Source organism: Coleofasciculus sp. (genome assembly GCF_046539235.1).
Classification (GTDB): domain Bacteria; phylum Cyanobacteriota; class Cyanobacteriia; order Cyanobacteriales; family Coleofasciculaceae; genus Coleofasciculus.
In genome coordinates, this window is record NZ_JBKHHI010000546.1 from 1 (window position 1) to 3,683 (window position 3,683).

Genomic DNA, 3,683 nt, shown 5'->3' on the forward strand with positions numbered 1-3,683 from the left:
CAAGTACGGATTGATTTTCTTTGGATTGAGTATTCATGACATTACTGTTCATAACCGTTTAATGGGGAAAACTAAAGCCATTTGAGTTCCTTGTTCCCTCCCTTTGATCAGGGGAGGGTTAGGGAGGGGTTAGATCAAGGTATTGCAGAGTTTTAAGCTTAAAATGACACAAATGCACATCGTCACCTAATGACAAAGGACAAATGACAAATGACAAATGACAAATGACTAATGACTAACAAGACTATTTTCGCGGATGATATCTTTGAGCGACCCAACAAACTCTTGTTCCAAATAAGGCTTAGTAAAATACCCACTCGCCCCCAACTGCATCGCTAACCAGCGATGTTTTTGACTGCTGCGAGAGGTTAACATGGCAACAGGAACCCTTGACAATTGTGGATCTTGACGCCGTTGACTGAGAAACTCAAACCCATTCATATTCGGCATCTCAATATCACAAACCACTAACTGCACCGATGCACTTTGCTGCAACTGCTCGATCGCCTCTCGCCCATCCCGCGCTTGTAACACCCGAAAACCCGCCCGTTCCAGGGTTAACGCTAGGGTTTGTCGCAACGCCACCGCATCATCGACAATCAAAATTGTCGGTACCTGCACCGTTCTGCTGAGAGTAGTTGTATCCCCTGAAGCCATTGTCGTTTCGTCTGAAGCCGCTTTCGGTACAGGCGTCGCCGTTGGCGTCGTTGCTCCATGGGCAAATTCCAACAGTGCAATCCCATCAATCACTGGAATCACACTCCCATCCCCCAAAATCGTACAGCCGTAGGTATAACTAGGGGGAGAAATCGCCGTCCCAAAGGGTTTAATCACTAATTCTTGTTCTGTAACCAGACGCTCCACTTCCACAGCAAATACCTGCTGATCCTGACGCAATACCAGCATCGGTAATTGCCATGTCTCTGGTGCAGCCACTGAACTTAACGCCTGACCGGACAAGCTTTCAGGTAAGGGACGCTGATAGTCCAACAGTTCCCCTAATCGATAGGTTGGCACCAATTCTCCCCGCCAATGGAGAAACCGTTGGGTTCCAGATTTTTTCACTTGGTTGGCTTTGGGAATAACAATTTCTTCGATACTGTCAGACGGTAACGCCAGCACTGTCGTACCGATGAAACACACGAGTAATTTGGCGATGGTTAGGGTTAAAGGTAGACGCAACGTAAACGTTGTACCGCCTCCTGGCGTCGAAGTTACCGAAATCGTCCCTTTAAGCGATCGCAACTGAGTCCGCACTACATCTAACCCCACCCCTCGTCCCGATAACTCGCTGACTTGCTGGGCGGTGGAAAATCCTGGCTCAAAGATAAATCCCCACAAACGCGCCTCTGAGATTGTCGCCAATTGGTCACGGGATACTAATCCCAACTCAACCGCCCGACGCCCAATTCGCTCGGCATTTAACCCTTGACCATCATCCCGGACTTCAATAATTGTTTGACTTCCCTTGTGGTAAGCGCCAATCTCCATCTGTCCCGATTCCGGTTTCCCCCGTTGACGCCGAATTTCAGCCGACTCAATTCCATGGTCAAAGGCATTTCGGAGTAAATGCAGCAACGGATCATACAGTTTTTCTAACACCGCTTTATCAACCAAAACCCCTGTTCCGGTCAACTTCAAATTCACCCGTTTGTGATAGGTATTAGACAGTTCTCGTAATACCCGGGGAAACCGATTCAAAACCTCCCCAATTGGTAACATCCGCGCCCACATCAGCTCATCCCGCAAGTGGTTGAGTACCTTCCGCTGCTGTTCCGTAGTTTGATCGGATTTCTTGGCAAATAGGGCGATATCATCAACAGCTTCTTCAAGCTGCACCATCTCTTCTAAGATCCCTTGGATTTGGGAATAGAGAGCGCCGTAGCTATCCATTTCCAAGGAGTCAAAATCCGCTAATGTCTTCATCGTCACATCCGTGGAGCGATCCGAGTTCTGAAATCCTCTTGAGCGAAGATCAGCACCTTGGGGAACCCGGCGCTCCATCTGGGATCGACCCGCCATCGTCCCATAGCTGTACCGTTCCGGCGCAATTAGCATCTTATCGGATAAATTTTGCAATTTATTCACAATCTGCCCAAATCGCCCAAATCGATCCAGCAAGGCTCGCACAGAACCCTGTAATTGCTGATTCTGGAGTGATAACCCATTGCGGTTAATTGCTAATTCCCCAACCAAGTTATTCATTCTTTCCAGTCGATCTAAATCTACCCGCACGGATAGAGTCGGCGTGGGGGCTGGTGAACGGGGAGGAGTCGATGCAACGGGATTGTTGCTTGTCAGCTTATGGGATGAAGACGCGGTGAGATTACCCTGCTCCAATGGGTTGGACACCAACGAATTCCCCTGAAACAGGGTTAATTGCGACGCCTCTTCCAGAGAGGGAAGTTGATCAAAAACTTGCTCAATCGATTGAATCGCAACATCCAGGTTGATCGGTTCAGTCGGAACTAATGCAGAGGGTTCAGGTACAACATCCGCTTCGATGTCGGTGACGGTTTCGGGAGTAACCTGGAGGTATTCTTCTGTTTGGGCGAATATAGAAGTCTCCTCATTAACCTCTTGTGTCTCTAAAATCTCCTCACCTTCAGACGTACCAAAAATATCGTCTAAAGAAGGAATTGATGATGGTGATTCTGCTGTGGCTGGCAGAGTATACGGTTCAGTCTCTTGAGAAAACAAATCGGCGAGTAAAGGAAGCGTTTCCGGTGACGCCGCGATCGCATCCTCCTCGACAAAGGCTTCAATCGGTTGTCCAGTGGACTCTTCCATGTCCACCGAACCCTCGGTTAATGGCAATCCCAATCCCCAATCACTCGCTTCCCATTCACCCGAAACTGTCGAAGTGGCTGGAGATTCAGCCAGGGCAATTAAAGCCTCAGAAGGACTTCCCCCCGTCGTCTGTTCACCGGAGAGAACAGCTTGGCGACTAACTTCAAAATCAGCCAGTGCCAATTTGGTAATCTCTACAACCCTTTCGGGGTGAACCTCTAGCGCCTGTTGTACCCTTTGTGCGATCGCGCCAAATCCAGGCAAGTTTAAGAACTCAGCAAATCCGGCAAACACCTCAATTTGGGCGCGTAATTCTCCAGCTACTTCATAGTCTTGAGGATTCGCTACCACGGTAGCCAGACGTTCCAACCCTTCAGCGACATCGACTTCAAAAATAGACACCGCCATATTGATCCCCAATTCAGCGGAACTGGGCATATAACTATCCGCCTGAGTCAGAGCATCTCCCAATCGTGCCTCAATTTGGTCAAAAATGGGAGTCCCCGTGGAGATAGCCGCATCCGCGTCAAAGGAACCAGTGGTAATTTGCGATTTCAGCGGCACACTCAGACAGTCATAAGCTTGCAGCAGTTTATTTTCTAGCTCAATGTCAATATCTACAGTATCACTATAAAGTGCCTTAAAGATATTTTCCAAGCGGTGAGCTAAAGTCGCGATCGCCTCTAATTCAACACTGGCTGCGCCCCCTTTTAACGAGTGAGCCGCTCGCATTAATTCATGAACTTTTGCAGTGCTGCGCTCATCTCTAATATTTAATAACCCTGTTTCCAGAATCTGTAAAAGTTCCGGTGCCTCGGCAATAAAAAACTGATAGGCTTGGTCACGAATATCGGGATTAATTGCCATATTTTCGTCCTTTGTCCTTGGTCATT

General features: G+C 48.3%; 1 protein-coding gene. It reads right to left on the bottom strand.

Going from position 1 to position 3,683, the window contains the following annotated elements; translation table 11 throughout:
• Window positions 1–228 precede the first annotated feature (228 nt).
• Window positions 229–3,657 (bottom strand): response regulator, encoded by a 3,429-nt coding sequence (locus ACLFWI_RS28340; RefSeq protein WP_446415706.1) that lies wholly within the window; start codon window positions 3,655–3,657, stop codon window positions 229–231.
• Window positions 3,658–3,683 lie beyond the last annotated feature (26 nt).

Coding starts and splice junctions, on each gene's coding strand:
- ACLFWI_RS28340 (WP_446415706.1), bottom strand. CDS start 3,657: ATGGCAATTAATCCCGATATTCGTGACCAAGCCTATCAGTTTTTTATT.